This is a genomic window from Streptomyces mabaensis (genome assembly GCF_053763515.1).
Genome location: NZ_JBSOPZ010000001.1, coordinates 73053 through 98391, shown reverse-complemented (window position 1 = coordinate 98391; position 25339 = coordinate 73053). Strand labels below are relative to the sequence as shown.

The following is a 25339-nucleotide window of genomic DNA, read 5'->3' as shown; positions in this document are numbered from 1 at the left end:
CGACGTGTTGAACTCTAGCGGATTCCCGGGCCAGCTCAAAAACGCGTTTCCCCAGCGTGCTGCGCTGCGTTCGGCCCGGCGGAGCTCCCCAGCAGCTCATCCGCAGCTCATCCGCACCGCATCAGCACCGCATGAGCACCTCTCCGGCACCCCATCGGCAGCTCACCGGTGCCTCTCCGGCACCGCGTCTTCACCCGCCCTAGACTCACAGCCGTGCACGACCTCCCCCCGATGGCCCGCTTCGGCGGCCTCGTCGCGACCGATCTCCGCGATGTCACCAGTGATCCCACCGCCCTCGACTCCAGCGGCTTCTGGGCGGTGGCCGCCGACTTCGAGGGCGGGCTGACCTGTGCCCGCTTCGGGGATGTACGTGCCGAGCCGGTACCCGATCCGGTGCCCGGCGCCTGGGCCGGTCCGGCCGCCGACGACTGGACCTCGTCCCTGGACCGTGCCGCGTACACCGCCGGCGTACGGCGCATACGTACCCACATCGCGGCCGGTGACGTCTACCAGGCCAACCTGTGCCGCGTGCTGTCCGCGCCGCTGCCCGAGCCCGCCACCGCCGATGTCGACACGCTGACCCAGCTGCTCGCCCGGGGCAACCCCGCCCCCTTTGCCGGAACGATTCGCCTGAGGGCGCACGGCGTGGAGATCGCCACCGCCTCGCCCGAGCTGTTCCTGCGGCGGACCGGTCGCGTGGTCGAGTCCGGTCCCATCAAGGGCACCGGCCGCACCGCCGAAGACCTGCTGGAGAAGGACCACGCCGAGAACGTGATGATCGTGGACCTGGTCCGCAACGATCTCGGGCGGGTGTGCGCCACCGGTTCCGTTACCGTCCCGCAACTCTGCGCCGTGGAGGCCCATCCCGGGCTCGTCCACCTCGTTTCCACCGTCCGCGGCGAACTCGCCGCCGGCGCCGGCTGGGCCGGGCTGCTGGCCGCGGCCTTCCCGCCCGGTTCGGTCACCGGCGCGCCCAAGTCCAGCGCCCTGCGGATCATCGAGGCCCTCGAAACGGCCCCCCGCGGTCCCTACTGCGGCGGCATCGGCTGGGTCGACGCCGACCGCGGCACCGGCGAGCTGGCCGTGGGCATCCGGACCTTCTGGATCGACCGGGAAGCGGTGGGCGGACCGAAGTTGCGCTTCGGTACCGGCGCCGGCATCACCTGGGGTTCGGACCCGGAGCGTGAATGGGACGAGACCGAACTGAAGGCCGCCCGGCTGCTCGCGGTAGCGTCGGGAGCGTACGAGGCGAGTGGAGGGACCCTACGGTGAAGATCTGGCTCGACGGAACACTGCAGGACGCCGAAGGCGCACGGGTGTCCGTGTTCGATCACGGGCTCACCGTGGGCGACGGCGTTTTCGAGACGCTGAAGGCGGTGGACGGCAAGGCCTTCGCCGTCACGCGCCACCTGGACCGGCTGGCCCGGTCCGCGCACGGCCTGGGACTGCCCGAACCCGACCTCGACGAGGTACGCCGGGCCTGCGCGGCGGTCCTGGACGCCAACCCGATGGCGCTCGGCCGGCTGCGCATCACCTACACCGGCGGCCTGTCCCCGCTCGGCTCGGACCGGGGTGACACCGGCCCCACGCTGGTCGTCGCGCTGGGCGAGACCAAGCGGCGGCCGGACAGCACCGCGGTGATCACCGTGCCGTGGACCCGGAACGAGCGCGGCGCGCTGACCGGCCTCAAGACCACGTCGTACGCCGAGAACGTCGTCGCGCTCGCCCGCGCGCACGAGCGCGGCGCGTCCGAGGCGCTGTTCGCCAACACGGTCGGGCAGCTCTGCGAGGGCACCGGCTCCAATGTGTTCGTCGTCCTCGACGGCGAACTGCACACACCGCCCGTCGCCTCCGGCTGCCTCGCCGGCATCACCCGCGCCCTGGCCGTGGACTGGACGGGTGCCCGCGAGACCGACATGCCGCTGGACGTGCTGGAGCGGGCCGAGGAGATCTTCCTGACCTCGACGCTGCGCGATGTGCAGGCGGTCCACCGGGTCGACGGGCGCGAGCTGCCCGGCGCACCGGGACCGGTCACCGCGAAGGCCATGCGCATCTTCGACGAGCGCGCCGGGTCGGATCTGGACCCGTAACCCAGATCCGTAGCCCGGATCCGTAACCCGGACCCGATCCGGCCCCGTAATACGGATGACGCCGTGCGTCGTTCGGGGTAGAACCCCCCTGATGACCACCACCCTGCGGCCCACCGGGCCGATACAGCACGGCGCCGACGGTGCGAAGTCGCGGCAGTACCGGGTGTGCGTGAACAGCCGCCCGGTCGGCGTGATCGAGCTCGGTACCGACCCCCGGTTCGGCGCCTCGGTCGGGCGCATCGTGTCCCTGCACATCGATGAGCGGGACCGGCGGCGCGGCCGCGCCACCGTCGCGGCGCTGGCCGCCGAGGAGGTGCTGCGCGGATGGGGCTGCACCCGGGTGGAAGTCTCCATCCCGGCACCCGCCGAGGCCGCCCGGAACCTGGCCTCGGCCCTCGGCTACGTCGTCCGCAACCGCAGCATGCTCAAACGCCTGCCCGCCGAACCGCCCCCGCTCCCGGCCGGCTGCGAGGGACGGCCGATGAGCGCGGCGGAGTACGCGGTCTGGATCGAGCACACCCAGCAGGACTACGTACGCAACCTCGTCGGGCGTGGCATCCCGGAGGACCAGGCACGGGCGAAGTCGCGGTCCGACCACGCCTCGACGCTGCCCGAGGGCGAACGTACGCCGGACACCTACCTGGGGGTCCTGCTGCGCGACGGGACACGGGTGGGCATCCTGTGGGTCGCGCTGCGCCCGGTGCGCCCCGGCATGCCCGGGGCGTACGTCTTCAGCGTCGAGGTGGACGCCGAGCACCGGGGCCGGGGACACGGGCGGTCGCTGATGCTGCTGGCCGAGCGGGTGACACGGGCCGCCGGAGGGGCCGAGCTGGGCCTCAGCGTGTTCGCCGACAACACCCCGGCGGTGCGCCTCTACGACTCACTCGGTTACGAGACGACCGACTACCACCTGTACAAGCAGCTGCTTTAAGGGCCTGTCCGTGCGGTCCGAGGCGCTTCAGCCGGCCAGCAGCCGGTCGGCGATCTCCTCGATCCGCGCGCGCAGCCCTTCCTGGCTCTTGCCGCCGTCCAGCCGCTCGCCACCGATGACGTAGGTCGGGGTCCCGGTGACCCCGATCGCCTTGCCCTCCGCCTGGTCCGCGTCGACGGTCAGAATGTGCCGCCCGTCGATCAGCGCGGTGTCGAACTCCTCGGCGTCCAGCCCCAGTTCGCGCGCAACCTCCAGCAGGAACGGCTCGCCCCTGCCGGCCAGTTCCTCGGTGCGCGCGAGCACCGCCTCGGCGTAGGGCCAGCCCTGCCCCTGCTCCGCGGCCTCCTCGGCGGCCTGCGCGGCGGCGAAGGCGTGCTTGTGCTTCTCGAGGGGGAAGTGCCGCAGGCGTACCTCCAGCCGGTCGCCGTAGCGCTCCCGCAGCGCGCGCAGATCCTCCAGGGCGCTGCGGCAGTCGGAGCACTGCAGCTCGCACCACACATCGAGGACGGGACGGTCGGGACGGCCGGGGCTGGAGTCGCTCATGCGCACAGTCTCCCAGCCCTCGTGTCCGCTACCCAACCGGGTCGTACGCCTCGACCGGCACCCCGACCGGCGCCCCGAGCGGGACCTGGGGAGGACCGCACCCCCGAGATCTCCCTGACCTCGTACCGGATCGTGGCTTGTGCGCCGGTGGGCGGTGCAGGATGGAGGGACAGAGCCCCCACCGCAGGAGGACCGGATGCTCGCCGAGACCATTTGTTCCGCGGTGTCCGCGGCCGGCCTGGGCCTCGCCGCGCTGACGGCGTACCGCAAGCGTTTCCTGGCCGCGACGCGGATCGCCGCGTACGCGCTGGTGCCCATCGCCCTGGTGATGGTCGGCGCGATCGACTGGGTCGCCGACCTGGTCTTCAACCCCTCCGTCTGGGCGGGCTTCGGGCTCCTGGGCCTCGCCTGGCTGCTCCTGATGACCACGCGCGCCGTGGAGCGCCGCGGCGGCGGCTCACGTAAGGAGCGCAAGGCGGCTGCGGCCGCCCGCCGGGACGCGGTCGCGCCGGCCGCGTCGGCGCCCTCGCTCGGGCCGGGCCGGGCCACGGGCGCCGAGTCCGCCGCCAAAACCAGGGCCAAGTCCAAGACCGGTTCCAGGTCCGGGACCACGACCGAGTCCGGGCAGGCCGCGGCACAGGACGAGGATTTCTCCGACATCGAAGCGATCTTGAAGAAGCACGGAATCTGACGAACGGCCCTGCCCACTGGGCGTGTTGACCGCGGCGCGTCCGGGCGCTGCGCCATCATGCCCCGGAGATGCTGGACACATCCCGGGGCGAGCCCCCCGTACCCACCGACGAGCAGCGCGGTTGCCTCTTCGCGCTCTCCCAGCCGCCCCTGATGATCTTCCTCGGGGTGATCGGCTCCCTGCTCCTGATCGCGGCGATGCACGATCTCTATCTGCTGTGAGGGACGCCGGCCTGCCGGAGCCGCCCGCTCACTCCGCGGCTTCCTTGCGACGGGCCCGGTACGCGGCCACATGCAGCCGGTTGCCGCAGGTGCGGCTGTCGCAGTACCGGCGCGAACGGTTGCGCGACAGGTCCACGAAGGCCCGCCGGCAGTCCGGTGCCTCGCACCGGCGCAGCCGCTCCTGCTCGCCGGAGACCACGATGAAGGCCAGGGCCATCCCGCAGTCGGCCGCGAGGTGGTCGCCGACGGAGGCGCCGGGCGCGAAGTAGTGCACGTGCCAGTCGTAGCCGTCATGGTCGGTGAGCTGCGGAGTGGTTCCGGCCGCTGCGACCAGCTCGTTGATCAGCTCGGCCGCGGCCCGGGCGTCGGTGGCGGCGAAGGCCTGCGCGAAGCGTGCGCGTACGGCCCGGACCGCAGCCAGGTCGCGGGCGCCCAGCACGCCGACGTCGCTGATCTTGTGCAGTCGTACGAACTCGTTCAGTGCCTCGATGTGCGAGAGCCCGTCGGGCTGGTCGGTCTCCGGTGCGGTGTTCACCAGATCGACAACGACGTCGAGCGCGCGACGGGTGTCGTGGGGGATCAGCACGGTTTCGCTCCCTGGCCTGCGCGGGCGGGTGCCCGCCGATGCTGGCCGACTTTAGCGGCTCGCCAGAAAGCGCACCGGAGCCGTCCCCACGGTGGATTCCGCGGAGACAGCTCCGGTGTCTGCTGTATGCGGTTGTGCGGCCCGCACCGTCTCCCCGAGTCGGACGGTGTCGGGCAGCTCTCGCGCTGGCTCAGCTCTCGGCCAGGATGTGCGAAAGCTCTGTGTCGAGATCGAAATGACGGTGCTCGGTGCCGGGTGGCACAGCGGCGTCGGTCCGCTTCAGGAACGACTCCAGGGCCCGCGCGGGGGCCTCGAGCAAGGCTTCTCCTTCCGGGGAGCTCAGGGCGATGCAGACGACGCCCTGGCCATGGCTACGGGACGGCCAGACCCGGACGTCTCCGGTTCCGGTGGGCCGATGCAGGCCCTCCGCGAGGAGGTCGCGGGCAAACACCCATTCGACGGTTTCCTCGGCTCCGGTGTGGAAGGTGGCGTGCACGGCATAGGGATCGGCCGTGTCATACCGCAGGCCCGCGGGTACAGGCAGTGATGACTCGCTCGACACAACGAGGCGCAGGTGCAGCTCGCAGCTGACCGTGGTGTTCATAAGCGCCAGGGCCTTTCGCTCAGTGTGCGCTCGGGGATTCGCACGTCGGCGAAATCGACATGCCACCTACGGTGCCGTTGTAAACCCCTCTGACCGTTTTGCGGGTCTTCAGGTCCCTCTTACGGAGGAGTGCTTTCTCGTGCTTTACGGCCATTCCGGTGGCTGGACGGTGTCGGGTAGTTTGGGCGCCATGGATACGGGGAGTGACGGGCGTAGCAGCAGCGCCACGACGAGTGACACGAACGCCGAGCCGGAGCTCGGTTCGCGGGCACCGGAGTTCATCCAGGCCCGGCGGACCCTGCATCTGAGCTGGCAGGTCGGGGTCTTCGTCGTCGGACTCGGGGTCGTGGTCGCGGGTGTGATCATGCTGCCGTTGCCAGGTCCGGGCTGGCTGGTGATCTTCGGTGGCATGGCGATCTGGGCCACCGAGTTCGTCTGGGCGCAGCTCGTCCTGCGCTGGACGAAACGCAAAGTGACCGAAGCGGCACAGAAAGCGCTCGATCCGAAGGTCCGCCGGCGCAACATCGCCCTCACGACGGTCGGTCTCGTCATCGTCGCCGTACTGGTCGGTATCTATGTCTGGGAGTTCGGCATCGCGATGCCGTGGAACATCGACGAGTGATCCGGACGGGTCCGGGGCAGCCGCTGACATGGGGTAATGTGTGGCCTGCGCCCGGGCGATTAGCTCAGTGGGAGAGCGCTTCGTTCACACCGAAGAGGTCACTGGTTCGAACCCAGTATCGCCCACCCGGACCGAGAGCCCGGAGACTCAAGAGTCTCCGGGCTCTCGGCGTTTCCGCTCCCGGCGCGCGGCGCCGCCGGTCAGCGCATCCGGCCCAGCGAGTCCCGCAGCCTGCGCGCGTCGCGCAGCCGCTGCTCGTACGTGGCGCCCACGCCGAGCAGGAGCAGGCCGGCCAGGGCCGGCGGCAGCCAGCGGGGAAGGGCGCCGACCACCTGGACGACGTACGGGGCCAGCTCGTGCAGCGCGACCAGCGCGAGCGCCGCGCCGCCCAGCACCAGCAGGGCCTGGAGCCGCAGCCTGGCGCCGGCCAAGGTGACGGCCAGGGCCGCCACGCCGAGCAGCAGCGGACGCAGCCAGTGGCTGTCGCCCCAGGCGGCGATCAGGCTCGGCAGCAGGGTCGCGGCCAGCCCGGGGCCGTACGCGGTCCAGGAGGACGCCTCGGGGTCGCGGCGGCGCCGCAGCCACCCGATGACCAGGGCGGGCACGGTGACGGGCAGCGTGTACGCCTCGGGGGTGACCACCTCCGAGGCCGCCAGCCGCACCCAGGTGGCCAGGACGAACAGCACCGCGGCGGCGTACCCGGCCGGCCGGCGGTCCGCACGCAGCGCGGTGCCCGCACAGATGACACCGCACAGCGCGAGGACCAGCGCGAGGGTGGGGGCGTCCTCGACGGCGAGGCGTACCGCGAGCAGGGCGGCGATCCCGCCGGTGATCTCGACGGGCTGCCGGGCGGGGTGCTCGCCGAGCCCGTGGGCGAGCAGGGCCGCCGCTGCGGGGATCGTGAGAACCGCGAGCCCCACGTGGTGCGGAGCGAAGTCCAGGGCGGCCGCGACGGCCGCCACGAGCCCGGTCGCGAACGCCACCGCGGCGCACGCGCACACCGCCTGCGTGAGGCGCTGGACGCTCACCGCCGCGGCGCCGGTGAACAGGACGAACAGGGCGCCGAGCACGGCGAACGTGGCCGGACGGGCCGCCAGGGACAGCAGCGAGACGCTGATCGCCCCCACCAGAGCACACCCGAGCGCCCCGAGGGCCACGACCCCGCCGGACCCCCGCAGCCAGGAGGCGCCGCCACCTGCCGCCGCATGGCCACCGGCGGGTGGCACGGCCGCCGACCAGGCGCGCGCCGGGCCCTCGGGAGCGGCAGCGCCCCCAGGGACGTGGGCTTGGGCCCCGGCGCCCGCCGGGACGCCGCCGTGCGGCGGACCCGCGGGCTTGGGCGGGGCGGTCGGCGGGACGCCGGGGCGCGCCGGGGCGGCGGGCTGCTGCGCCGCAGGCGTGGCCCGGGCCGTCGGTGCCGGCGAGGCGCTCAGGCGGATCGCTGCCGCCAGCGCCGCCGCCGTCAGCAGGAGCTGGATCGCCGCGCCCGCCGCGTACGGGAGCTCCAGGGCCGGCGGGAGGGCGAACGCCGCCGCCCAGACCAGGACCAGCGCGCCGCACGCCGTCGCGGGGCGCCAGGTACGCTCCGCGGGTGCGGCCCGGTGCACGGCCGTCAGGACGCCCGCGACGATCAGCAGCACCACGGGCGCGGCGGTCATGCCGGCCCACGCCGCCTCGGTACCCAGTGCTTCCCGCGCGTCACCGGGGGCTCCGGACCACACGGGGTCGACCTGTTCGGCCGGGCCCAGCACGGCGAGGGCCACCGCCGGCACGGCCCACAGGAGCGCCGCCGCGTGCACCGCTCCGGACGCGCCCGCGAGGCCCAGCCGTACCGGGGACGGCAGTGAGGTGCGTACGACGGCCGGCAGGGCCACCGCGGGCAGCAGGTACGCCAGTACCGTCCACGCGTCGGCGAGGTCCGTCCGCAGCACGCCGCCGACCGCGGCGACCGCGGCGAGACCCGCCACGGCCGCGGCGCCGGTGCTCAGTTCCTTCCGCGGGGCCTCGGCGGACGGCGCACGCCAGGCCGCGAACAGCGCCAGCGCCGCGGCCGCGAGCAGCAGCAGGCCCGGCGCCACCGCGTCGGCGGTCGTCCCGGCGTCCACCGACATCCAGCCGGCGCCGAGCACCGCCCAGGCACCCGCCACCCAGGCGCCGGCGCAGGCGATGGCCCGTACCGGGGCGCCCTTCCCCCACAGCGCGATCGCCGTGTCGAGGGTGGCCGTCGCGAGCACGGCCCAGGTCAACAGCAGCGGTCCGGCGCCGGCCGCGACGGCCCAGAGCACGAGCGGCAGCTGCGCGGTGACCACGGCCACCGGCAGCGGGAGCCGCAGCCGGCCGAGGGCCATGCCGTACGCCGACCACAGCAGCGCCAGGCCGGTCGAGACGACGGCCGCGTAGCCGACGCCGTCCGTGTCCGGCAGGGCCACCCGGTGCAGCGCGTACGCGTCCAGGACCATCAGCGCCAGGCCGAGGGCCGCCACCGACTCGGCCGTCGAGGTGAGCCCACGGCGGAGCAGAGCCACCGGCGCCGACAGGGTGGCGACCGTCACCGCGCCGAGCACCGCCGCACGGCCGCCGATGCCCAAGTGGCCCCAGCTGACCACCGTGAAGGCGATCGCGGCGATCGTCAGCAGGACGGCCCCGAGCGTGAGCAGCACGTTCTGGACGTTCGGCGGAGCGGACTCGCGGGCAGCGGTCCGTGGTGGCCCGAAGGGCCGCGGGGCGAAGGGCTGCGGCGCGGGAGCCCGCAGCACACTGAGCAGCCAGGCTCTGCGGGCCAGCAACTGGGCGCGGCGAGCTTCGATTTGAACCAGCTCGCGGTCGAGGATCGCCAGTTCCTCGGCGGGTGGCGGCACGTTCTCCATGGCTGGAGTGTGGCCCCGGTCACCCGGCACAGGTATGGGCGCGGATACTCAGATCCGCGGTGAGTACGGACGAGTACGGAAGTTGCCGGTGACCGGGAATCCGGTTTGAAGGAAACCCGCCCGCACCTGTATGGTTCAGTGCGTTCCCGGGCGATTAGCTCAGTGGGAGAGCGCTTCGTTCACACCGAAGAGGTCACTGGTTCGAACCCAGTATCGCCCACCGGGAGAGGCCGGTCCGTCAGCAGACGGACCGGCCTCACTTGCGTTCACCCCCTGCCGGCGGGTCACGCGGCGGCAGGCAGGTCGGGGCGCAGTGGCCAGTGCGGGTCCACCGCCTCCTCCGACCCGTTGCGGGCGAACCAGGCCTGGAGGCCACGCGCCTGGGCCGCGTGCCACACGGCCTGGAGCGTGTGCAGCTCGGCCGGCGTGAGCCGTTCCAGGCGCGCCGCGAACCGGCGCCCCACCGCCCGTACGACCTCCAGCGAGGCGACGGCGTCGGCGGCCGCGTCGTGCGCGCCGTCCAGCTCCACCCCGTAGTGCGCGCAGAGATCGGTGAGCGTGCGGCGCCCCTTGCGGTAGCGGTCCAGATGCTTGTCCAGCACGCGGGGATCGAGGACGTACAGCGGGCGGTTGTCCAGGTACCGGGCGAGCGACGAGGCGCGGTGGCGCCTCAACTCCCGGTCCAGCAAAGTCAGATCGAAGGGCGCGTTCATCACCACGAGCGGCCGCCCCGCGGCGGTCTGCTCGGCGAGCGACCTGGCTATCTCCTCGACCACGGGGGCGGGCCAGCGCCCGTTGCGCTGCAGATGCGCATCCGTCAGGCCGTGAACTTCCGTCGCTCCGGGGGGAACCGGTATCCCCGGGTTGACCAGCCACCGGGTGGCGCGGAGCCGGGCGCCCGCCGTGTCCTGCACGACGACGGCAGCCGAAACGATGCGGTCCTCCTCGACATCCACTCCGGTGGTCTCGGTGTCGAACGCGGCCAGGGGTCCCTCGTACCAGCACGTCATGTCCGAACTCCTCGCACCCGTTTGGCAGATGGCGTGCGTCCCCCTGCCCGATTCGGTGATACCCGGGCTGTTTGCGCCGTACGCCGTTTGCGGGCCACCCGCTGCGGAGACAACACAGGTGAGAGCCCGCTCAGTTGACGGCCACTCATGAAAGAAATCGATCGGTACGACGGCCCGGAAGGCAATCGGAGCCATGGCGCTCGCGCAGCCCGAATCGGGTGGGCTGCTGCCCGAGCGGATCACACCGCTGCGCGGCGGACTCGCCACCACCGCCTGCATGGAGACCCTCCAGGTGGGCTACCTGCACGCGGTCGCGGCTGCCGCGGGCTGTTCGCTCTCCCAGCCGTTTCCGGACAACGGCATCGACTGGCACGTGAGCCACAGCGCTCCCGGGCACACGGTCGACGACGAAGTGACGATCAAGGTGCAGCTCAAGTGCACGTACCAGATCCCGCCGCGCCCGGCAGGACCGGCCTTCTCCTTCACGCTCGACAACGAGCACCTGGTGAAGCTCGCCCGCACGCCGGTCTCGGTGCACAAGATCCTGGTCGTGATGCTCGTACCGCGGTCCCAGGACGACTGGCTGCGCGCCGGACACGACGGCCTGGACCTGCGGCACTGCTGTTACTGGACCAACCTGGCCGGCCACCCGGTGACGGGCAGGCGCAGGACCACCGTGCGCATCCCGACCTCGCGGATATTCGACGACCGGGCGCTCTGCGAGATCATGACCCGGGTCGGGGTGGGAGGGAGACCCTGATGCACCGGCCGTTCGACGAGCCCGTCGACGAAACACTGCCGTTCGGCACCCGACCGCATTCGCATCCGCATTCGCATGCGACTCCGCATCCTGCCGAGGCCGCGCAGGTGGACCCCGCCGTGCTCGGTGCGCTGCTCGACCGGCACGGCTGGCAGCGACGCGGGGGAGCGGCCGGGCGGTACGCGCGGTGGACACCGCCGGGCGGCGGCCTGGGCGGTACGAGCCTGCTCGTACCGGAGAGCAGGGCGTTCCCCGACAGCGAGGACCTGCTCGGCGAGGCGCTCACCGCGCTGCGCCGCAGCGCGGTGCCGTCCGCACGGGACGTTCTGGTCGGACTGAGCGTCCCCAGCGACGAGATCCGCTGGTGGCGCGATGTACCGCCGGGCCCGTCCGGCGCGTCCTCCTGGACCGCGGAGGAACACCTGCGCGCGGCGGCCCGCCGGACACTGCTGGCCGGCGCGCTCGCGGCCCGGGCGCGCGCCGCGTACTACGGGGCGCGCCACCGGCGGCAGGCGGAGAGCGCGCTGGAGGGCGTACTGGTGGGCCCCGCGCCGGGCGGGCGCCGGCTGACCGCGTTCGTACCGGTGGAGACAGGACGGGCGGCCGTGATCAGGCTGCACCACGCCTTGCACGCCGCTCGCGAGGCCGCCGACTACCAGCGGGCGACCGGCGGCATGGAGGCCTTCGACGCGGCCGTCGAGGCGGGGGTGTGCCGGGAGCTGACCGAGGCGGTCATCGCGCTCGTCCGCGGCTCGGAGGGGGCCGGCATCGCGCTGGAGTGGGCGCCCGCGGCGGGCGTGCCCGACGGCTGCGCGGCCCGGCCGGAGCCGGTGGAGTTCTCGCCCGGAGACCTGCCCGCGCTCCGGCTCGCAGGGGCGCGCTACCGGGCGGGAGAGCCGTCCGTACCGGTCCGGATCGCGGGCACGGTGATACGGATGCGCCGCTCGGCCCCGCGCGGCGGCGGGACGGTACGCCTGCGGGTGCTGGCCGGTGCGGAGATCCCACACGTCCGGACGGTGCTCGACGAGGAGGCGTACCGGATCGCCGGCCACGCGCACCTGGTCGGCCTGCCGATCCGGCTGAGCGGCAGACTGGAAAGCCGCGGCGGCTTCCGGCGGCTGACGGACCCCTCCGGGGTGATGCCGGTGCGCCTGGACGAGGTCGAGCGCGACCGCCTGATGAAGTCGCTCCAGGAGAACCTGGACTTCTTCGAGGAGGCCTGCACGGAGGACGACTGACCGCTGCGGCGTCCGGGCCACCGTGCGCAGCGCAAACCGTTTCGCGAGGCACCCTTGCGGCTCGGTACGATTCAGGCGCGCAGTGTCCGCTGTCGCACCCCCTCAGTCAGGAGAGACCGGTGTCAGACGTCCGTGTGATCATCCAACGCGATTCCGAGCGGGAAGAGCGCGTGGTGACCACGGGCACCACGGCGGCCGAGCTCTTCGCCGGCGAGCGCACCATCGTCGCCGCGCGGATCGCGGGCGAGCTGAAGGACCTCGCGTACGAGATCGGTGAGGGCGAGGTCGTCGAGCCCGTCGAGATCTCCTCCGAGGACGGCCTGAACATCCTGCGGCACTCCACCGCGCACGTCATGGCGCAGGCCGTGCAGGAGCTCTTCCCCGAGGCGAAGCTCGGCATCGGCCCGCCGGTCCGGGACGGTTTCTACTACGACTTCGACGTGGAGAAGCCGTTCACCCCCGAGGACCTCAAGGCCATCGAGAAGAAGATGCAGGAGATCCAGAAGCGGGGACAGCGCTTCTCGCGGCGCGTGGTCACCGACGAGGCGGCCCGCGAGGAGCTCGCGGACGAGCCGTACAAGCTGGAGCTGATCGGTCTCAAGGGCTCGGCCTCGCACGACGACGGCGCGGACGTCGAGGTGGGTGCCGGCGAGCTGACCATCTACGACAACCTCGACGCAAAGACCGGCGACCTGTGCTGGAAGGACCTCTGCCGCGGCCCGCACCTGCCGACCACCCGCAACATCCCGGCGTTCAAGCTGATGCGCAACGCCGCCGCGTACTGGCGCGGCAGCGAGAAGAACCCGATGCTGCAGCGCATCTACGGCACCGCGTGGCCCTCCAAGGATGAGCTCAAGGCGCACCTGGAGTTCCTCGCCGAGGCCGAGAAGCGCGACCACCGCAAGCTGGGCTCCGAGCTGGACCTCTTCTCCATTCCCGAGCAGATTGGTTCGGGCCTCGCGGTCTTCCACCCCAAGGGCGGTGTCATCCGCAAGGTCATGGAGGACTACTCGCGACGCCGGCACGAGGAGGAGGGGTACGAGTTCGTCTACACCCCGCACGCCACCAAGGGGAAGTTGTTCGAGACCTCGGGCCACCTGGACTGGTACGCCGACGGCATGTACCCGCCCATGCAGCTCGACGAGGGCGTGGACTACTACCTCAAGCCCATGAACTGCCCGATGCACAACCTGATCTTCGACGCGCGGGGCCGGTCCTACCGTGAACTGCCCCTGCGCCTCTTCGAGTTCGGGACCGTGTACCGGTACGAGAAGTCGGGCGTGGTGCACGGCCTGACCCGGGCCCGCGGCTTCACCCAGGACGACGCGCACATCTACTGCACCAAGGAGCAGATGGCGGACGAGCTCGACTCGACGCTGACCTTCATGCTGAACCTGCTGCGCGACTACGGCCTGACCGACTTCTACCTGGAGCTCTCCACCAAGGACCCGGAGAAGTTCGTCGGCTCCGACGAGGTGTGGGAGGAGGCCACCGAGACGCTGCGCAAGGTGGCCGAGAAGCAGGGCCTCCCGCTGGTCCCGGACCCGGGCGGCGCCGCATTCTACGGTCCCAAGATCTCGGTCCAGACCAAGGACGCCATTGGCAGGACCTGGCAGATGTCCACGGTCCAGCTCGACTTCAACCTCCCGGAGCGCTTCGACCTGGAGTACACCGGCCCGGACGGAACCAAGCAGCGGCCGGTCATGATCCACCGCGCGCTGTTCGGTTCGATCGAGCGGTTCTTCGCGGTGCTGCTGGAGCACTACGCGGGCGCGTTCCCGGCGTGGCTGGCGCCGGTCCAGGCGGTCGGCATCCCGATCGGCGACGCGCACGTGCCGCACCTGGCGGAGTTCGGCGCGAAGGCGAAGGCCAAGGGGCTGCGCTTCGAGCTGGACGCCTCCTCGGACCGTATGCAGAAGAAGATCCGCAACGCCCAGAAGCAGAAGGTTCCGTTCATGGTCATCGCCGGTGACGAGGACGTGGCCAACGGCGCGGTCTCTTTCCGCTACCGCGACGGCTCGCAGGAGAACGGCATCCCGGTCGACGAGGCCATCGCCAAGATCGCCAAGGTGGTCGAGGACCGGGTCCAGTTGTAGGACGTAGGGCAGGGGCCCGTACGGCAAGGGCCTCTACGGCAAGGAGCCACCGGCGAGCATCAAGCCGCCGGGGGCTCTTTCTCGTCCTCCCGGCCGAAGACCTGGAGCAGCCAGGACGAGAACGAGCCGGTCACCGCCCCCAGCAGGGCCAGCCCGCACGTCATCAGGCCCACCGCGATCACCCGGCCCAGCGCGGTCACCGGGGCCACATCCCCGTACCCGACCGTGGTCAGCGTCGAGCAGGTCCACCACAACGCGTCGCCGAAGGTACGGATGGTGGCGTCCGGCGCGGGGCGTTCCTGCTGGTAGACCGCGAGTGAGCCGGAGAAGCCGAGCAGGACGGCCGACAGCCCGGCGTAGGTGATCACCCGGGCGTGCAGACTCAGCCGGGGCCTGCCGCGCCGTCGCTGCACCGCCGTATAGACCTTCACCATGCGCAACGGGCGCAACAGAGGCAGCACCAGCACCAGCGTGTCCAGCCACTGCGTCCGGACGAAGCGCGGCCCCCGCCCGCTCAGCCCCAGCCGCACCGCGTAGTCCGCGACGAACAACGCCCAGGTCAGCAGGATCAGAGCGAGTCCGAGGTCCCGCAGGGCCGTGGCAGACTCCGGTGCCAGCACGCGCATGGCATAGCCGCCCAGGAACAGGAGCGCGGCCGCGAGGAGCGGCATCTCGGTGCGCTGCTCCCAGCGCAGCTGCCGGCTGTCGGGGTCAGGGACATGCATCGGGCCAGCATCGCCGTACCCGAACGTGCGCCAACCCCGGCGACACGCCGCGTACGGGCGAAGTCATATGCTGCACAGCATGACGATTGAGCCGGAGCAGCAGATCGGAGTCGGGACCCCGGACGCGTTCCAGCGCCTGTGGACGCCCCACCGGATGGCGTACATCCAGGGTGAGAACAAGCCGACCGGCCCGGAGGCCGGCGACGGCTGCCCGTTCTGCGCGATCCCCGAGATGTCGGACGAGGACGGGCTGGTCATCGCCCGGGGCAAGCACGTCTACGCGGTGCTGAACCTCTACCCGTACAACGGCGGCCACCTGATGGTGGTCCCGTACCGGCACGTCGCCGACTACACCGAGCTGGACGACCTGGAGACGGCCGAGCTGGCTGATCTCACCAAGCGGGCCATGGTCGCTCTGCGCACCGCCTCGGGCGCGCACGGCTTCAACATCGGCATGAACCAGGGCGCGGCGGCCGGGGCCGGCATCGCCGCCCACCTCCACCAGCACATCGTGCCGCGCTGGGGCGGCGACACGAACTTCATGCCGGTGGTCGGGCACACCAAGATCCTGCCCCAACTCCTCGCCGACACCCGGCGGATGCTGGCCGGCGCCTGGCCGGCCTGATCCGCCGAGCCGCCCCGACCGCTGCGCGCCCGCGCGCTACGCGTCGTACGCGTCCGCGTTCCGCGGCGCCGCGTCCTGGACCAGGCCGCTGAGGATCATCGAGCGGTTGGTGAAGCGCTCGGTGTCCACGCCGTTCTCCTCCAGGACCCGCATCGCGGCGGCGTGCACCACTCGCAGCACCGGCGCCGCCGTGCGGATCGCGTCGTCGGCCATGAAGCGGTGACGCCAGGGCTTCTCGGCCCAGGCGTGCCGCAGGCCGAAGGGCTCCGGCAGGATCAGCTTGCCGCCGAAGTGGTCCAGCATCGGCGGGAACCAGGTGAGCGGGGCGCGGACGGCGAGGCGTACGACCTCTGTGGCGTCCACCAGCGGCAGGTGCTTCTCGGTGGTCTCCCAGAACCGGACGGTCTTGTTGACCTCGACCGTCTTGGGCTCCGGCTTGGTGGTGAAGAGGGGGTGCACCGGGCCGAGCGCGTGCCCGGTGACCTCGACACGCAGGGTCTGGTGCAGCACGGTGACGGTGATCAGCATGGTGATGACCAACTGGCCGTCCCACAGCGTGAACTGCACACCCAGGTAGTGCCGGTTGCCGCTGCCGAACTGCTGCTCGTTGCATATCCGCTGTATCTCGTGGCCCTTGACCTGGAAGGTGTCCACGTCCTGTCCGACGGGCCGGGCCACCTCCTTGGCGTTCTCGCCGACCGGCGACACGATCCAGTGCTTGATCGAGGGGACCGGGAAGCCGCCGGTGTGCAGCGGCCCGCGCTCCAGCATCCGCAGCTGGTCGTGTACCGCCCGGATGATGTCCCAGCTGCGGAACGGATGGATCTCCGCACCCGGCTCGCGCGGCAGCAGTTCCTCGGCGAGCTGCCAGCTGCCCCAGCGCGTGCCCATGCCGAGTATCCCCTTGGGGCCGGCGTAGAAGACGGAGTTGCTCTGGTCCTCCGCGGTGAGCTTCGCCAGGCCCTGGCGCAGCTGCTCGGCCGCGGTCTCGTCCGGGTTGCCCGGTACGGCCTCGGGGATCTTGGCGCCCACACCGCCGCCCGCCAGCAGACTGTCCCAGCGGGCCCGCATGTCCTTCGCGGTCGACTCGCTGATCTGTTTCGCCAGCAGCCATCCCACGACGGGCGCGACGACCATCCCGCGCAGGTAGTACGCCCAGAATCCGCCGAACGGCAGCCAGATCAGGAAGATCACGACGAGGGCGCCGAACGCGACCAGCAGCGCCGTGCCCAGCGCGCCGGCCCGCCGGTCCTTGGCGCCCGCGATGGTGCGCCGCAGCTGGAACATGGCCAGCCACACCAGGAGTCCGGGCAGGAACAGCAGCCCGCACACCACCATCACGAGGGTGAGCTTCTTGTCGCGCTCCTTGCGGATGCGGGTGGCGGCCAGGCAGTGCTCGACGACGGCCTGCGGCTCGGTGCCGAAGGACTGGATCAGCGGCTTGCGCGCGCCGCCCAGCATCCGTACCTGCACCGCCCGGGAGAAGGCCTCGCCGAGGTTCGGCTCGAAGAGCGAGAGCCGGCCCTTCTTCAGGGTGGAGGCGTGCCACTCGTTGTTGGCCTTGAGTATCTCCTCGACCTTGGTGTCGCGGTACGCGGCCGAGGCGAGGGCATGCGTCGCCGCGGTCTGGCCGGCCGAGCCCGAGAGCGGAACCTGCGCCCCGGGCCTGAAGTCGAATACGTCGTTCGCCACTGCTGCCCCCACTCGCCGCACGCCACTCCAGCGGCCCTTTCCCCGTCGCCGCTCCCGGCACACCTGCTGAGCTGCGACCTCAGCGTAACGGTGACACACCGCATTCGTCAGGGGACAGCCAAATAGCGCCCGCCGGCCCGGGGTTGACCGGGCCGGCGGGCGGCACCGGTCAACTACGTACCCTTCTCCGCCTGTTCGCGGATCTTCGCCGACAACTGCGGCGGCATGGGCTCGTGGCGGGCGTACGAGCGGTTGAACCGCCCGGTACCGTGCGAGACCGAGCGGAGGTCCACCGCGTACCGGCCGATCTCGATCTCCGGCACCTCTGCCCGTACGAGCGTCCGTCCGCCGCCCGCCTGTTCGGTCCCGACCACCCGGCCGCGCCGGCCCGACAGGTCACTCATCACCGGGCCGACGTACTCGTCGGGCACCATCACGGCCACTTCCGCCACCGGTTCCAGCAGGTGGATCTTCGCGTCGGCGGCGGCCTCCCGCAGGGCCAGCGCGCCCGCCGTCTGGAAGGCCGCGTCGGAGGAGTCCACCGAGTGGGACTTGCCGTCCACCAGGGTGATCCGGACGTCCACCAGCGGATGGCCCGCAGCCACGCCGCGCGCGGCCTGGCTGCGTACGCCCTTCTCCACGGACGGGATGAACTGCCGCGGGACCGCTCCGCCCACCACCTTGTCGACGAACTCGACGCCCGAGCCCGGAGGCAGCGGCTCCACCTCGATCTCGCAGATCGCGTACTGGCCGTGGCCGCCCGACTGCTTGACGTGCCGGCCCCGGCCCGCGGCCTTGTCGCCGAACGTCTCACGCAGCGATACCTTGTGCGGGACGACGTCCACCTGGACCCCGTACCGGCTGCGCAGCCGCTCCAGCGCCACGTCCATATGCGCCTCGCCCAGGCACCACAGCACCACCTGGTGGGTGTCCTGGTTCTGCTCCAGCCGCATCGTCGGATCCTCGGCGACCAGTCGAGAGAGCCCCTGGGAGAGCTTGTCCTCGTCCGGCTTGCTGTGGGCCTGGATCGCCAGCGGCAGCAGCGGATCCGGCATCACCCAGGGCTCCATCAGCAGCGGGTCGTCCTTCGCGGAAAGCGTGTCACCGGTCTCCGCGCGGCCCAGTTTGGCGACGCAGGCGAGGTCGCCCGCGATGCACCGCGCGAGCTGCCGCTGCTGCTTGCCGAAGGGTGAGGAGAGCGCGCCGATCCGTTCGTCGACGTCGTGGTCCTCGTGTCCCCGGTCCTCCAGCCCGTGCCCCGACACGTGCACCGTCTCGTCCGGGCGCAGGGTGCCGGAGAAGACGCGTACCAGCGAGACCCGGCCCACGTAGGGATCGGACGAGGTCTTGACCACCTCGGCCACCAGCGGACCGTCGGGGTCGCAGCTGATCGGCGGACGCGGCGTGCCCTGCGGGGTGGTCACCACCGGGCTCTCGCGCTCCAGCGGGGTCGGGAAGCCGCCGGTGATCAGCTCCAGCAGCTCGACCGTGCCCAGGCCCTGCTTGGAGCCGTTGACGGCGGGCGCGGCGGCGAGCACCGGGTGGAACGTGCCGCGTGCGACAGCCCGCTCCAGATCGTCGATGAGGGTCTTGAGGTCGATGTCCTCGCCGCCGAGATAGCGGTCCATGAGGCCCTCGTCCTCGCTCTCGGCGATGATCCCCTCGATCAGCCGGTTGCGGGCGCCTTCGATCAGAGCCAGCTGCTCCGGATCGGGCGCGGTCTCCGTGCGCTCGCCGGAGGAGTAGTCGAAGACCTTCTGTGAGAGCAGGCCCATCAGGCCGGCGACCGGAGCGTGCCCGTCCGGTCCCTCTGTGCCGTACAGCGGCAGGTAGAGAGGGAGGACGGCGTCGGGGTCGTCGTCGCCGAACATCTGGCCGCAGACCGCGGTCATCTGCTCGTAGTCGGACCGTGCTGCCTCGAGATGGGTGACCACGATGGCCCGCGGCATGCCCACCGCGGCGCACTCGTCCCACACCATCCGCGTCGCCCCGTCGACGCCGTCGGAGGCGGAGATGACGAAAAGGGCCGCGTCCGCTGCCCGCAGACCGGCCCTGAGTTCACCGACGAAGTCGGCGTATCCGGGGGTGTCCAGAAGGTTGATCTTGATTCCGCCCCATTGGACGGGGACCAGGGACAGCTGCACCGACCGCTGCTGGCGGTGCTCGATGTCGTCGTAGTCGGAGACGGTCGCGCCGTCCTCGACCCGGCCTGCCCTGTTGACTGCTCCCGCCGCCAGGGCGAGAGCCTCGACCAGAGTCGTCTTTCCCGAGCCGCTGTGGCCGACCAGCACCACGTTCCGTACCTCGGAGGGCTGGTCGGCCGTAGCCGCCCTGCCGGCGGCTCCGGGGTGTGCACTCGTCTTGTCGCCCATGAGTCTTGCCTCCCGGTTCGTTGCACGGTGAGGAGGGTGGGCGCGGACCCGGGGGAGACGCGACGGCCGTGGCGGCTCCGGCGACGCCCGCGGTCCTTCGAGCTTGGCACTCCCGTCACAGTGCGTCCATACGTCGTACGTGACGCGAACCTGCGGGTACCCCGCGATGGACCGGCGGGGGCGTGACTACGATGGGCCAGCCGGTGGCCGGAGTGGCCGCGCGGCCCAGCGACCCTCCGGGAAGGCCATGCTGAACAAGTACGCGCGTGCATTCTTCACGCGTGTTCTCACACCGTTCGCCGCACTGCTGCTTCGCCTCGGGGTCAGCCCCGACGCGGTCACCCTCGTCGGAACCGGCGGAGTGATGGCGGGTGCGCTGGTCTTCTTCCCGAGAGGGGAATTCTTCTGGGGCACCATCGTCATCACGCTGTTCGTCTTCTCCGACCTGGTCGACGGCAACATGGCGCGCCAGGCAGGAGTCTCCAGCCGCTGGGGCGCCTTCCTCGACTCGACCCTCGACCGGGTCGCCGACGCGGCCATTTTCGGCGCACTGGCCCTCTGGTACGCGGGCGGCGGTGACGACAACCTGCTGTGCGCCGTCGCCATCTTCTGCCTCGCCAGCGGACAGGTCGTCTCGTACACCAAGGCCCGCGGCGAGGCGATCGGCCTGCCCGTCGCCGTCAACGGGCTGGTGGAGCGGGCCGAGCGGCTGGTCATCACGCTTGTCGCGGCCGGGCTCGCCGGGCTGCACAATTTCGGTGTACCGGGGATCGACGTCCTGCTGCCGATCGCGCTGTGGATCGTGGCGGTGGGCAGCCTCGTGACACTCGGGCAGCGGGTCGTCACGGTACGCCGTGAGGCGGCCGAGGCCGACGCGGCGACCGGGGCCGGCCCCGGCGCCGGTCAGGGGAGCGAGGCGACATGATGCGGGACCGGCTGACCGACGGACTGTACGGGCTCGGCTGGAGCACGGTCCGGAAGCTCCCCGAGCCGGTCGCCACGGCCCTGGGCCGGCGCATCGCGGACACGGCGTGGAAGCGGCGCGGCACCAGCGTGCTGCGCCTGGAGTCCAACCTGGCGCGCGTGGTGCCGGACGCCACGCCAGAGCGCCTGGCGGAGCTGTCCAGGGCCGGCATGCGCTCGTACATGCGGTACTGGATGGAGTCGTTCCGGCTGCCGGTGTGGAGCAAGGAGCGCATCGGGACGAGCGTCGAGGTCAAGGACATGCATCTCGTCCTGGACGGCCTGGCCTCGGGCCGCGGCGTGATCCTCGCGCTGCCGCACCTGGCCAACTGGGACCTCGCGGGCGCGTGGGTCACCACCCACCTCGGGGTGCCGTTCGCCACGGTCGCCGAACGGCTCAAGCCGGAGACGCTGTACGACCGCTTCGTCGCCTACCGCGAGAGCCTCGGCATGGAGGTACTGCCGCACAACGCGGGCAGCGCGTTCGGCGCGCTGGCCCGCCGGCTCCGCTCGGGCGGTCTGATCTGCCTGGTCGCCGACCGCGACCTGTCCGCGACGGGCGTCGAGGTGACGTTCTTCGGCGAGGCCGCCCGGATGCCGGCCGGTCCTGCGCTGCTGGCCCAGCAGACCGGCGCCCTGCTGTTCCCGGCGACGCTCTGGTACGACGAATCCGGCATGCGGGGGCAGGTCCACCCGCCCGTGGAGGTGCCCGGGACAGGTACCCGGGCCGAAAAGGCGTCCGTCATGACACAGGCACTGGCAGACGCCTTTGCCCGCGGGATCGCCGAGCACCCGGAGGACTGGCACATGCTGCAGCGGCTCTGGCTCGCCGATCTCGACCCTCGGGGGGATGAACAGTGAAGATCGGCATCGTCTGCCCGTACTCCTGGGACGTACCGGGCGGCGTGCAGTTCCACATCCGGGACTTGGCCGACCATCTCATCCGGCTCGGGCACGAGGTGTCCGTCCTGGCCCCGGCCGACGACGACACCCCGCTGCCGCCGTACGTCGTCTCGGCGGGCCGGGCCGTCCCCGTCCCGTACAACGGCTCGGTGGCCCGGCTCAACTTCGGTTTCCTGTCCGCCGCGCGGGTGCGGCGCTGGCTGAACGACGGCACGTTCGACGTGATCCACATCCATGAGCCGGCGTCACCGTCGCTGGGGCTGCTGACCTGCTGGGCCGCGCAGGGGCCGATCGTCGCGACGTTCCACACCTCCAATCCGCGGTCGCGGGCGATGATCGCGGCGTACCCGATCCTCCAGCCGGCGCTGGAGAAGATCAACGCGCGGATCGCGGTGAGCGAGTACGCGCGGCGCACGCTCGTCGAACACCTCGGCGGCGACGCGGTCGTCATCCCCAACGGCGTCGACGTCGACTTCTTCGCCAAGGCCGAGCCCAAGGCGGAGTGGCAGGGCGGCACGCTGGGCTTCATAGGGCGCATCGACGAGCCCCGCAAGGGCCTGCCGGTGCTGATGGCGGCCCTGCCGAAGATCCTCGCCGAGTGTCCGCGGGCGCGGCTGCTGGTGGCCGGCCGGGGCGACGAGGAGGAGGCGGTGGCCTCGCTCCCGAAGGAGATGCGCGAGCGCGTCGAGTTCCTCGGCATGGTGAGCGACGAGGACAAGGCGCGGCTGCTGCGCAGCGTCGATGTGTACGTGGCCCCCAACACCGGCGGCGAGAGCTTCGGGATCATCCTGGTCGAGGCGCTGTCGGCGGGCGCGCCGGTGCTGGCTTCCGACCTGGACGCGTTTGCGCAGGTGCTGGACCAGGGCGCGGCGGGGGAGCTGTTCGCCAACGAGGACGCGGATGCGCTGGCGGCGGCGGCGGTGCGGCTGCTGGGCGACGCGGGGCGTCGCGCGGAGCTGAGCGAGCGGGGCAGTGCGCATGTGCGGCGCTTCGACTGGTCGACGGTGGGGGCGGACATTCTGGCGGTGTACGAGACGGTGACGGACGGCGCGGCGTCGGTGGCGGAGGACGACCGCACGGGCTTCCGCGCGAGGCTCGGCCTGGCCTGACCGCCTCCGGCGAGGGGGGGCGGGCCGGGGTGCGTTGTGGTGCCGGGGGCCGGGGGCCGGGGCCTCCGGGAGCGGCGTCCGGGACTGTACGATTTACGGCGCGTTCAGCGGGGGTGAATCCGGTGACCGGGGTCCTGCGCCACAAATCGCACTTCTACGTCCCGGACACCACTCCCTCCGACCCCGACCCCCTCCCGCCGTCACCCCCGCCCGGCTCGTTGAGGCCCGCCGCCGCCCGCCCCTGGCCCGGCGGGAGGGGGTGGGACGCGCAGGGGTGCTGTTCTGGACGTAGAAGTGCGATTTGTGGCGCGGACCGCTGGAGCACTTCTCGCCGCCGCCGAGGCGCCGTAAATCGTACAGTCCAGAACGGCACCCCGGAGCGGCCCGCCCCCGGCACCCCGCCCCCGGGCGCACAAAACGGCACAGGCACCCCGCGACCGCCAGGAAGCCGCGCACCCCCGCCCCCGGGCGCGCAATAGGCACCGGTACCCCGCCACCGCCCCCGAAGTAACCTTGGCGCTCGTGATCGAAACCCTTGTCTGGATTGCCGTCGGCCTCTTCGCGATCGGCCTGTACCTCAGCTGGACCGCCGGCCGGCTCGACCGGCTGCACGCGCGCATCGACGCCTCCCGCGCCGCCCTCGACGCGCAGCTGCTGCGGCGCGCCTCGGTCGCCCAGGAGGTCGCCACGGCCGGCGTACTCGATCCGGCCGCCTCGATCGTGCTGTACCAGGCCGCGCACGCCGCCCGCCAGGCCGAGGAGGAGCACCGCGAGGTCGCCGAGAGCGAGCTCAGCCAGGCGCTGCGCGCGGTGTTCGCGGAGGCGGACCAGGTGGCGGCCGTCAAGGAGGCCCCGGGCGGCGAGGACGCCGCGAACGAACTGGCCGCGGCGGTGCGCCGCGTACCCATGGCGCGGCGCTTCCACAACGACTCGGTACGGGCCACCCGCGCCCTGCGCCGGCACCGCAAGGTGCGCTGGTTCCGGCTGGCCGGGCACGCCCCGTTCCCGCTCGCGTTCGAGATGGACGACGTGCCGCCCGCGGCCCTGGCCGACCGTCCGGGCACGTAAACGATCCACCGGCTCACTATTGGCCCTTGCAGTGGACTGGTCCAAAAGGGTTTCCTCGGTGATGCAGTAGGACGTACCCCTTTTCATCACCGAGCGAGGTCAAACCGTGTCCAGCACGCTTCCCACCACCCCTCAGGCCCCCGAGACCGGCACCGCCCGCGTGAAGCGCGGCATGGCCGAGCAGCTCAAGGGCGGCGTGATCATGGACGTGGTCAACGCCGAGCAGGCGAAGATCGCCGAGGACGCGGGCGCCGTCGCCGTCATGGCCCTGGAGCGGGTCCCCGCCGACATCCGCAAGGACGGCGGCGTGGCGCGCATGTCCGACCCGAACATGATCGAAGAGATCATCGGCGCGGTATCCATCCCGGTCATGGCGAAGTCCCGCATCGGCCACTTCGTCGAGGCCCAGGTCCTCCAGGCGCTCGGTGTCGACTACATCGACGAGTCCGAGGTCCTCACGCCCGCGGATGAGGTCAACCACTCCGACAAGTGGGCCTTCACCACCCCGTTCGTCTGTGGCGCGACCAACCTGGGCGAGGCCCTGCGCCGCATCGCCGAGGGCGCGGCCATGATCCGCTCGAAGGGTGAGGCCGGCACCGGCAACGTCGTCGAGGCGGTCCGCCACCTGCGCCAGATCAAGAACGAGATCGCCAAGCTGCGCGGCTACGACAACAACGAGCTCTACGCCGCCGCCAAGGAGCTCCGCGCCCCGTACGAGATCGTCAAGGAGGTCGCCGAGCTCGGCAAGCTGCCGGTCGTGCTGTTCTCCGCCGGTGGCGTCGCCACCCCCGCCGACGCCGCGCTGATGCGTCAGCTGGGTGCCGAGGGCGTCTTCGTCGGCTCGGGCATCTTCAAGTCCGGCGACCCGGCCAAGCGTGCCGCGGCCATCGTGAAGGCCACCACCTTCTACGACGACCCGAAGATCATCGCGGACGCCTCCCGCAACCTGGGCGAGGCCATGGTCGGCATCAACTGCGACACCCTGCCCGAGACCGAGCGCTACGCCAACCGGGGCTGGTAATGACCACTCCCGTCATTGGTGTCCTGGCTCTCCAGGGCGATGTACGGGAGCACCTGATCGCCCTGGCCGCGGCGGACGCCGTGGCCAGGCCGGTCCGGCGCCCCGAGGAACTCGCCGAGGTCGACGCCCTCGTCATCCCCGGCGGCGAGTCCACGACCATGTCCAAGCTCGCCGTGCTCTTCGGCCTGCTGGAGCCGCTGCGGGAGCGCGTACGGGCCGGCATGCCCGTGTACGGCACCTGTGCCGGCATGATCATGCTCGCCGACAAGCTGCTGGACGGCCGGGACGACCAGGAGACCCTGGGCGGCGTCGACATGATCGTCCGCCGCAACGCCTTCGGGCGTCAGAACGAGTCCTTCGAGGCGGCCATCGAGTTCGCCGGCATCGAGGGCGGCCCGGTCGAAGGCGTCTTCATCCGCGCTCCCTGGGTGGAGTCGGTGGGCGGCGCGGTCGACGTTCTCGCCACGTACGACGGCCACACGGTCGCCGTCCGCCAGGGCCATGTGCTCGCCACCTCGTTCCACCCGGAACTCACCGGCGACCACCGCGTCCACGCCTACTTCGTGGACATGGTGCGCGCGGGTTCCTGAGGGGATCCCGGT

At 71.7% G+C, this 25339-nt stretch carries 24 protein-coding genes and 2 tRNA genes; 18 read left to right on the top strand and 8 right to left on the bottom strand.

All coding sequences use genetic code 11. The features are described from left to right. Positions 1-213 precede the first annotated feature (213 nt). The 3 genes from ACWV17_RS00470 to ACWV17_RS00460 all read left to right on the top strand — a co-directional run bounded on the left by ACWV17_RS00470 (position 214) and on the right by ACWV17_RS00460 (position 3021). The gene (locus ACWV17_RS00470) at positions 214-1272 is read left to right on the top strand and encodes a chorismate-binding protein (RefSeq protein WP_455357997.1); all 1059 of its coding nucleotides are present in this window, start codon (positions 214-216) and stop codon (positions 1270-1272) included. Beyond that, on the top strand, positions 1269-2090 hold the full coding sequence (locus tag ACWV17_RS00465; protein ID WP_455357996.1) for an aminotransferase class IV: 822 nt from the start codon (positions 1269-1271) through the stop codon (positions 2088-2090). The genes ACWV17_RS00470 and ACWV17_RS00465 overlap by 4 nt, the downstream gene beginning before the upstream one ends. Positions 2091-2181: 91 nt before the next feature. Continuing rightward, positions 2182-3021, top strand: coding sequence for a GNAT family N-acetyltransferase (locus ACWV17_RS00460; RefSeq protein WP_455357995.1), 840 nt, complete (start codon positions 2182-2184; stop codon positions 3019-3021). 27 nt (positions 3022-3048) lie between these two features. Here the strand turns inward: ACWV17_RS00460 and ACWV17_RS00455 are convergent, their stop codons facing one another. Then, on the bottom strand, positions 3049-3564 hold the full coding sequence (locus ACWV17_RS00455; RefSeq protein ID WP_455355161.1) for a DsbA family protein: 516 nt from the start codon (positions 3562-3564) through the stop codon (positions 3049-3051). A 196-nt stretch (positions 3565-3760) separates the two neighbouring features. On the opposite strand from ACWV17_RS00455, the gene ACWV17_RS00450 reads away from it, so the two are divergent. Further along, a complete protein-coding gene (locus ACWV17_RS00450) occupies positions 3761-4255 on the top strand; it encodes a hypothetical protein (RefSeq protein ID WP_455355162.1) in 495 nt (164 codons plus the stop codon). A gap of 68 nt (positions 4256-4323) precedes the next feature. Next, positions 4324-4476: a hypothetical protein gene (locus ACWV17_RS00445; protein ID WP_455355163.1), complete on the top strand. Its 153-nt coding sequence runs from the start codon at positions 4324-4326 to the stop codon at positions 4474-4476. A 28-nt stretch (positions 4477-4504) separates the two neighbouring features. Here ACWV17_RS00445 and ACWV17_RS00440 read toward each other — a convergent pair whose 3' ends face one another. Continuing rightward, complete coding sequence (locus tag ACWV17_RS00440) at positions 4505-5062, bottom strand: CGNR zinc finger domain-containing protein (RefSeq protein WP_455355164.1); 558 nt, start codon at positions 5060-5062, stop codon at positions 4505-4507. Between the two features lie 190 nt (positions 5063-5252). Beyond that, complete coding sequence (locus ACWV17_RS00435; RefSeq protein WP_003959770.1) at positions 5253-5666, bottom strand: SsgA family sporulation/cell division regulator; 414 nt, start codon at positions 5664-5666, stop codon at positions 5253-5255. Positions 5667-5856: 190 nt separating this feature from the next. Here ACWV17_RS00435 and ACWV17_RS00430 point away from each other — a divergent pair, with 190 nt between their 5' ends. Both ACWV17_RS00430 and ACWV17_RS00425 read left to right on the top strand, forming a co-directional pair. Beyond that, positions 5857-6288: a TIGR02611 family protein gene (locus tag ACWV17_RS00430; RefSeq protein WP_455355165.1), complete on the top strand. Its 432-nt coding sequence runs from the start codon at positions 5857-5859 to the stop codon at positions 6286-6288. 53 nt (positions 6289-6341) lie between these two features. Continuing rightward, positions 6342-6413, top strand: a tRNA-Val gene (locus tag ACWV17_RS00425). A gap of 75 nt (positions 6414-6488) precedes the next feature. On the opposite strand, the gene ACWV17_RS00420 is transcribed toward ACWV17_RS00425, so the two are convergent. Then, positions 6489-9155, bottom strand: coding sequence for an SCO7613 C-terminal domain-containing membrane protein (locus ACWV17_RS00420; RefSeq protein ID WP_455357994.1), 2667 nt, complete (start codon positions 9153-9155; stop codon positions 6489-6491). Positions 9156-9303: 148 nt separating this feature from the next. On the opposite strand from ACWV17_RS00420, the gene ACWV17_RS00415 reads away from it, so the two are divergent. After that, positions 9304-9375: transfer RNA gene (locus tag ACWV17_RS00415), tRNA-Val, on the top strand. Positions 9376-9439: 64 nt separating this feature from the next. Here ACWV17_RS00415 and ACWV17_RS00410 read toward each other — a convergent pair. Then, positions 9440-10165 carry an exonuclease domain-containing protein gene (locus ACWV17_RS00410; protein WP_455357993.1) on the bottom strand — a complete coding sequence of 242 codons (726 nt, stop codon included), beginning with the start codon at positions 10163-10165 and terminating at the stop codon, positions 9440-9442. A gap of 193 nt (positions 10166-10358) precedes the next feature. Between ACWV17_RS00410 and ACWV17_RS00405 the strand changes: the two genes are divergently transcribed. From ACWV17_RS00405 to thrS, 3 genes are all read left to right on the top strand, one after another. Continuing rightward, the gene (locus ACWV17_RS00405) at positions 10359-10925 is read left to right on the top strand and encodes a DUF4365 domain-containing protein (protein WP_455355168.1); all 567 of its coding nucleotides are present in this window, start codon (positions 10359-10361) and stop codon (positions 10923-10925) included. After that, positions 10922-12163: a hypothetical protein gene (locus ACWV17_RS00400; RefSeq protein WP_455358136.1), complete on the top strand. Its 1242-nt coding sequence runs from the start codon at positions 10922-10924 to the stop codon at positions 12161-12163. Before ACWV17_RS00405 ends, ACWV17_RS00400 begins: the two co-directional genes overlap by 4 nt. Positions 12164-12282: 119 nt before the next feature. Next, positions 12283-14259 carry a threonine--tRNA ligase gene (thrS, locus tag ACWV17_RS00395; RefSeq protein ID WP_455357992.1) on the top strand — a complete coding sequence of 659 codons (1977 nt, stop codon included), beginning with the start codon at positions 12283-12285 and terminating at the stop codon, positions 14257-14259. Positions 14260-14318: 59 nt separating this feature from the next. On the opposite strand, the gene ACWV17_RS00390 is transcribed toward thrS, so the two are convergent. After that, positions 14319-14984, bottom strand: a complete 666-nt coding sequence (locus tag ACWV17_RS00390; protein WP_455357991.1) for a potassium channel family protein — start codon at positions 14982-14984, stop codon at positions 14319-14321. A gap of 67 nt (positions 14985-15051) precedes the next feature. On the opposite strand from ACWV17_RS00390, the gene ACWV17_RS00385 reads away from it, so the two are divergent. Further along, positions 15052-15609, top strand: coding sequence for an HIT family protein (locus ACWV17_RS00385; RefSeq protein ID WP_455355171.1), 558 nt, complete (start codon positions 15052-15054; stop codon positions 15607-15609). A 36-nt stretch (positions 15610-15645) separates the two neighbouring features. Here ACWV17_RS00385 and ACWV17_RS00380 read toward each other — a convergent pair whose 3' ends face one another. Next, positions 15646-17301: a hypothetical protein gene (locus ACWV17_RS00380; RefSeq protein WP_455355172.1), complete on the bottom strand. Its 1656-nt coding sequence runs from the start codon at positions 17299-17301 to the stop codon at positions 15646-15648. A 173-nt stretch (positions 17302-17474) separates the two neighbouring features. Beyond that, complete coding sequence (locus tag ACWV17_RS00375) at positions 17475-19673, bottom strand: elongation factor G-like protein EF-G2 (protein WP_455355173.1); 2199 nt, start codon at positions 19671-19673, stop codon at positions 17475-17477. Positions 19674-19920: 247 nt separating this feature from the next. Between ACWV17_RS00375 and pgsA the strand changes: the two genes are divergently transcribed. The 6 genes from pgsA to pdxT all read left to right on the top strand — a co-directional run bounded on the left by pgsA (position 19921) and on the right by pdxT (position 25327). Further along, positions 19921-20598 (top strand): phosphatidylinositol phosphate synthase, encoded by a 678-nt coding sequence (gene pgsA, locus ACWV17_RS00370; RefSeq protein ID WP_455355174.1) that lies wholly within the window; start codon positions 19921-19923, stop codon positions 20596-20598. Continuing rightward, the gene (locus ACWV17_RS00365; protein ID WP_455357990.1) at positions 20595-21497 is read left to right on the top strand and encodes a phosphatidylinositol mannoside acyltransferase; all 903 of its coding nucleotides are present in this window, start codon (positions 20595-20597) and stop codon (positions 21495-21497) included. The genes pgsA and ACWV17_RS00365 overlap by 4 nt, the downstream gene beginning before the upstream one ends. Beyond that, positions 21494-22648 (top strand): glycosyltransferase family 4 protein, encoded by a 1155-nt coding sequence (locus ACWV17_RS00360; protein WP_455357989.1) that lies wholly within the window; start codon positions 21494-21496, stop codon positions 22646-22648. The genes ACWV17_RS00365 and ACWV17_RS00360 overlap by 4 nt, the downstream gene beginning before the upstream one ends. Before the next feature lie 522 nt (positions 22649-23170). Further along, positions 23171-23716: a hypothetical protein gene (locus ACWV17_RS00355; RefSeq protein ID WP_455354934.1), complete on the top strand. Its 546-nt coding sequence runs from the start codon at positions 23171-23173 to the stop codon at positions 23714-23716. A 106-nt stretch (positions 23717-23822) separates the two neighbouring features. Continuing rightward, the gene (pdxS, locus tag ACWV17_RS00350; RefSeq protein WP_455354935.1) at positions 23823-24737 is read left to right on the top strand and encodes a pyridoxal 5'-phosphate synthase lyase subunit PdxS; all 915 of its coding nucleotides are present in this window, start codon (positions 23823-23825) and stop codon (positions 24735-24737) included. After that, positions 24737-25327, top strand: a complete 591-nt coding sequence (gene pdxT, locus ACWV17_RS00345; RefSeq protein ID WP_455357988.1) for a pyridoxal 5'-phosphate synthase glutaminase subunit PdxT — start codon at positions 24737-24739, stop codon at positions 25325-25327. Before pdxS ends, pdxT begins: the two co-directional genes overlap by 1 nt. Positions 25328-25339: the final 12 nt, after the last annotated feature.